This is a genomic window from Amycolatopsis rhizosphaerae (assembly GCF_007713715.1).
Lineage (GTDB): Bacteria > Actinomycetota > Actinomycetes > Mycobacteriales > Pseudonocardiaceae > Amycolatopsis_E > Amycolatopsis_E rhizosphaerae.
Genome location: NZ_VJWX01000522.1, coordinates 1 through 4934, shown reverse-complemented (window position 1 = coordinate 4934; position 4934 = coordinate 1). Strand labels below are relative to the sequence as shown.

Sequence of the window (4934 nt, the reverse complement as noted above, 5' to 3'; positions counted from 1 at the left end):
GTCGAAGGCGGAGGTGAGGTCGCCGCACACGGCACGGCGCCAGGCGCTGATGAACCGGCAGTCGGCGGGCTTCCCGATCGCGTGCGACCAGGTTTCGATGAACCGGATGACCGAAGTGTGGTCGAAGACCTCCGAATCGACCCAGCCCCCGCGCGTCCACGGCGAGACCACGATCATCGGCACCCGGAAGCCGAGCCCGACCGGGGTGCCGCTGACGAACTCACCGGCGGTGCCCGCCGCGGGCGAAGGCGGCGGGACGTGGTCGAAGAAGCCGTCGTTTTCGTCGTAGTTGAGGAACACGACGGTGCTGTCGAGCGTGCCGGGGTCGGCGGCGAGGGCCTGCAGCAGGCCGTTGACGAAACGCTCGCCGTTGACCGGCGGGCCGATCGGGTGCTCGCTGGTGATCTGGTCGGTCACCACCCACGACACCTGCGGCAGCGTCCCGGCCACCACGTCGGCCCTGATCGCGGCCAGGATGTCTCCCGGCGTGCTGCCCGTCGTCGCGGGGACGCTGGACATCCCGTTGTCGTACAAGGGAGATCCGGGCTGGGCGTTGGCGAACTGCTGGAAGTAGGCCAGCCCGTTGTCGCCGAAGTTGTCACCCGCGTTCTGGTAGACGCGCCAGCTGATGCCCGCGTTCTGCAGCGCCTCGGCATAGGTCTGCCAGGTCAGCCCCGACTCCGATCCCCCGTCGGAGGCCGGTTTTCCGTACGCCCCGTCCGCGTCGATCATCCCGCTCCACAGGAAGGTGCGGTTCGGGCCCGTCGCGGTCAGCCCCGAGCTGTGGTAGGCGTCGCAGATGGTGTAGGCGTCGGCCAGCGCGTAGTGGAACGGCAGGTCGGTCCGGTCCAGGTAGCCAAGGCAGCCGATCTTGTAGTTCTTGGCCGCCATCCAGTTGTCCATCTTGCCGTTGTTCCACGCGGCGTGCTGGTCCGACCAGGCGTGCGCGATGTCGCCCTGGCACTGCGCGAGCGTTTCCGCGTTGCTGCCGGAACCGCGCAGCGGGAACGGGTACTGGCGGCCCAGCCCGTTGGGCTGGTTGAACACGGAATACCCGCCGCCGAGCAGGATGGTGCTGCGGTCGGCGAATCCCCGTACCCCTTTCAGCGTCCCGAAATAGTGGTCGAAGCTGCGGTTCTCCTGCATCAGGACCACGATGTGCCGGACGTCGGCGATCGTGCCGCCCGCCGCCGTCGCGACCGGCGCCGCCCCGGTCAGTGCGGCCGCGCCGGTCAGCGCGACCGCGCCGGTACCCGCCAGAAACGTCCGCCGAGCCACTCCGCCCACCACGGCCTCCACTCCCTTGATCACCGAACGTGTCCGGGTCAGTGAAGCGAAGACGGCACCGGGTGTCCACGAACGGCGGACGAGGCGGTGGTGAACAGCGCGCCACCGGGCGGAGGCGGATCAGCGGTCCTCGGCGGGACGGCCGAATCCGTGGCGGCCGTACAGCCGCACGAAGTGGGCCAGGATCAGCGTCCGGCAGCGCTCGAGCCCGTCGGCGACGCGGCGGAAGAGCACGACCTCTTCCCGGCCGCCGGGTCCGATGGGTTGCACCAGGCGCCCACCGGGTTTCAGTTGCCCGATCAGCGGGGCGGGCACTTCCGGGAAGGCCGCGGACACGAGAACGGCATCGAAGGGAGCCCGCTCTCCGACGCCCTCGCTGCCGTCGCCGACGAACAGTTCGACGTTGCCGATGCCCAGCCGGTCCAGATTCCGCCGGGCCTGCTCGCTCAGGTCGGCCCAGAGTTCGACGCTGACCACGTCGCGGGCGAGCCGGGCCAGCAGGGCGGTCTGGAAGCCCAGGCCGGTACCGACTTCGAGCACGTGTTCGGTGCCGTCCAGCGCCAGGCCGGTGATCATGGTGGCCGACAGCGAGGGCTGGGTGGTCACCTGGCCGTGGCCGATCGGCAGGGGTTCGTCCCGGTAGGCGTCCGCGACGCGGTCCGCGGGCACGAACCCCGCACGGGGGGTGCGGCGCAGCGCGGCGGCCACGCGCGGGTCGCAGCCGCCGTGGGCGAGCACCACCCGCAGAAGGTCCTTTTCGGACGGTTTCGCCCGGCTGCTCACGGCGAGTCTGCCGGGCTGAGGAGCCCGTAGTGGCCGTCGTAGCGGTGGTAGAGCACGGCGCCCCGGCCCCGCTCGGCGTCCTGGAAGAACAGGAACGGCAGGCCGAGCAGATCGAGGCGGGAGACCGCGTCCTCGGTGGTCAGCACGGGCGCCGGCTGCTCGCTGATGGTCACCGGCAGCTGGAAGACCTCGAGCTCACCGGCCCGCGGCGAGGTCGCTTGCGCCAGCCGGTAGCCCGTCGGCCCCGCGCGGTACAGGACGCTGTCCCGGCCGGTGCCTGCTTCGGTGAACAGGTGGAAGTCGTAGTCGAGCAGGTCCATGTCGTCCGCCGCCTCGTCGAGGGAGCAGACGCGGAGCGCGAACGCCTTGTGCCGCACGATCTCCCGCTCCCCTGCCGGGCGGGGGAACCACCGCGGCCGGTGGGCCGGTTCCGACTGGTGGCGCCATTCGTGGGGCGCGGTGGAAGGGACCCCGCCGCGGCGGGCCTCCCAGTTCCCGGCGGCGCGTTCCAGCCGGTGCCGCAAGCGCGCTTCGAGCCGGTCGATGGCTTCCCGGGCGCTTTCACCGTCGGCCTGGGCCCGGACCAGCCTGCCGTTGACGTCGAGGTTGGCCTGCGCCACCACCGGCCGCGGGCGGGCGGGATCGCCGTGGCGGCTGAGCCGGACCCGCGCGGACAGGACCGGGCGGTGCGCCAGGTGGATCACCGCCCCCACCTTCTCGCGGGCGTAATCGGCCGCCCTCGCGGGGACGTTCCCGTCCGTGGCTACCCGGATCCCGCTGGCCGGGCCGGACTGGGGTGAAGTCACGTGCTGCCTCCTCCTTCGGCCTGCCCTCTCACTAAGGATTCCTAGGACGCCCGGGGCGGCCGGGACAGGGCCGAAGGACCCGAGGCGGCAGCTTGGGGCCTTTCGTCACCAGTAGGTCCGGGTCCCGGGAAGGGGGCGGACCAAAGCCCCGCCCTGTCCAGGACCTCGTGCCCCTTTTCCCGTGCCGGCAGGGGCCGGGGACGTTGTGCCCTGTCCACGGCCGCGGCACCGCGCGCACGCTGGCGGTGACCGGAGCGATCTTCCCGAGGGCAGGCAGGCCGTGGACATCGAAACGGACACCGAAACGGACACCCAGACGCACACCGCCCCCGGCCGCACCGGCACCCACCCGCTGGACGCCCAGTTCCACGCCGTGGAGCGGCGTCTGGTCCGTGAACTGCGACTGCCCGCCGAGAAGGTGCACGAACTCGTCGCCGCCGAACGCGCCCGCTTCGCCGGTGCCCGGGTGCAGACCTTCGTGCCGATCCTCGTCGAGCGCGCCGTCCGCACCCACCTGTCCGACCCCCGAAGGCGGTGAGGGAAGGTGGGAAAGCCGCGGCCCGGGCACGATCGGTGCCCGGGCCGCGGGTGCTTGCTCCGCCGGGTGCGGCGACTGGAAAGGAGATCAGCGAGAGACTAACCGCCGTCCCCGCCGTCGGCCCGGGGAAAACCGGCCCGCCTCCTTCTGCGGAGTGAACGCGGTGAAGCGCTTTCCCAGCTCGCCAGGCATACCGGGCCGGGAAGATCCACCCCATCGGAGGCACCTCCCCGGCGCGCTGTCATCACCCTTTCATCGGGATTTCACCGCCCGGCGGTACCCCACGAAGGGGCGAGGCCGAGGGTCACCGCGTCGTCCCGCAGCACCGCCTGGTGGACGCGCCGCAGCTCCTGCCCGGGTTCCACGCCGAGCTCGGTGACCAGTTCGTCCCGGATGCGGCCGTACACCGCGAGCGCGTCGGCCTGCCGCCCGCCCGCGTAGAACGCGCGCATCAGCAGCGCGGCGACCGGCTCACTGTGCGGGTTCGCCTCGCTCAGCGCGGACAGCGGGCCCACCGCGTCGGAGTGCCTGCCGAGCCGCAGCTGCCCGTCCAGTTTCTCCAGCCACAGCGACATCCTCCGTTCGGCCAGCCGCGCCCGCTGGCTCGCCGCGAACGGGCCCGGCAACCCGGCCAGCGGCTCGCCCCGGAACAGCTCCAGCGCCCGTGACCGCGCCTCGACCGCGGCCGCCAGGTCCCCCTCCCGTTCGGCCGCCCTGGCCTGCGCCGCGAACTCCTCCAGCCGCACCGCGTCCACCTCGACGCCGTCGCCCGCGAACCGGTAACCGCCGCGGTCGCGGGTGATCAGCGCCGGTTCGCCGCCCGCCGTCCGCAGGCACTGGCGCAGCCGGTACACGTACACCGGCACCACGTTCCCGGCCGGGGCGTCGAACTCCCAAATCCCGTCGAGCAGTTCCCGCTTGCTCACGGTCACCCCCGGGTGCAGGAGCAGGGCGGCCAGCAGCGCCTGCTGGCGCACCGGGCCCAGGTCCAGCGGCCTGCCGTCGCGCCACGCGGCCGGCGGGCCCAGCACCGAGAGGTACAGCCGCGCCCCCGGTGCGGTCACCGCGGCCCGCCACGGCGGTGCCGGTGCCGATGCCGGGACCGGGGTCGGCACCGGCGGTTCGGGCTCCCCGCGGTGGACGAGCAGGTCCTGCCCCTCGCCGGGGGTCACCACCCCGTGGTCGAAGGCGTAGACGATGGCGGCGGCCCGGTCCCGCAGGCCGAGCTTGGCGAAGATCCGCCCGACGTGGGTCTTCACCGTCATCTCGGAGATGACCAGCGCGGTCGCGATCTCCGCGTTGCTCAGGCCGCGGCCGATCGCGCGCAGCACGTCGAACTCGCGCGGGGTGAGCACCCCGGGCGGCGGGCCGCTGCGCCGGTCGTCCACCGAACGGCGGTAGGCCGTGAGCACGCGCGCGGTCACCGAGGCGTCCAGCCACGCGCCGCCCGTGGCGACCACCCGCACCGCGCGGATCAGGTCCTCCGCCGAGGAATCCTTCAGCACGTACCCCGCCGCGCC

5 protein-coding genes are annotated in these 4934 nt (G+C 72.8%); 1 reads left to right on the top strand and 4 read right to left on the bottom strand.

The annotated features are described in order from the left end of the window. The 3 genes from FNH05_RS32155 to FNH05_RS32145 form a co-directional block, all read right to left on the bottom strand. The coding region (locus FNH05_RS32155) for an alkaline phosphatase family protein (protein ID WP_281287654.1) at positions 1-1287 on the bottom strand (1287 nt) is incomplete at its 3' end. A 120-nt stretch (positions 1288-1407) separates the two neighbouring features. Then, a complete protein-coding gene (locus FNH05_RS32150) occupies positions 1408-2070 on the bottom strand; it encodes a protein-L-isoaspartate(D-aspartate) O-methyltransferase (protein ID WP_144592610.1) in 663 nt (220 codons plus the stop codon). Next, on the bottom strand, positions 2067-2876 hold the full coding sequence (locus FNH05_RS32145) for a ribosome hibernation promotion factor (RefSeq protein WP_186382844.1): 810 nt from the start codon (positions 2874-2876) through the stop codon (positions 2067-2069). The genes FNH05_RS32150 and FNH05_RS32145 overlap by 4 nt, the downstream gene beginning before the upstream one ends. Positions 2877-3156: 280 nt before the next feature. Here FNH05_RS32145 and FNH05_RS32140 point away from each other — a divergent pair, with 280 nt between their 5' ends. Continuing rightward, positions 3157-3414, top strand: a complete 258-nt coding sequence (locus FNH05_RS32140) for a three-helix bundle dimerization domain-containing protein (RefSeq protein WP_144592609.1) — start codon at positions 3157-3159, stop codon at positions 3412-3414. A gap of 263 nt (positions 3415-3677) precedes the next feature. Here the strand turns inward: FNH05_RS32140 and FNH05_RS39825 are convergent. Beyond that, positions 3678-4934: BTAD domain-containing putative transcriptional regulator (locus FNH05_RS39825; RefSeq protein WP_144592608.1), on the bottom strand; the 1257-nt coding region annotated here is incomplete at its 5' end.